General features: G+C 47.2%; 1 tRNA gene. It reads left to right on the top strand.

Annotation, left to right across the window (positions count from 1 at the left end):
• Nucleotides 1-151 precede the first annotated feature (151 nt).
• A tRNA-Ala gene (locus tag Q3O60_RS17645) sits at nt 152-227 on the top strand.
• Nucleotides 228-358: the final 131 nt, after the last annotated feature.

Genomic DNA, 358 nt, shown 5'->3' with positions numbered 1-358 from the left:
ACCCCTGATAAGGGTGAGGTCGGTAGTTCGAGTCTACTCAGACCCACCAAATTCGCGTCATACGGCGTTGCTTCCCTCCTCGCATAGACAGCTATGCCACGGATGAAAGCGCCTTGTCTGACCCGAATTGATTCTTTCGAGAATAGTTATCGGGGCCATAGCTCAGCTGGGAGAGCGCCTGCCTTGCACGCAGGAGGTCAGCGGTTCGATCCCGCTTGGCTCCACCATTTACACCGAATCATAATTGATTGCTCACTAAGTTCAAATGAAAGCACTTTAGTAAAGTATTTTCATTTGAGTTTATCTCAAACTGCTCTTTAACAACTTGGCAAGCTGATAGTAGAAAGAAACAAGGTAA

It is taken from the genome of Alkalimonas collagenimarina (assembly GCF_030717845.1).
In the GTDB taxonomy this organism is placed as follows: Bacteria; Pseudomonadota; Gammaproteobacteria; order Enterobacterales; family Alteromonadaceae; genus Alkalimonas; species Alkalimonas collagenimarina.
Note: the sequence above shows the minus strand (reverse complement) of the source record. Positions and strands in the feature narration are given on the sequence as shown.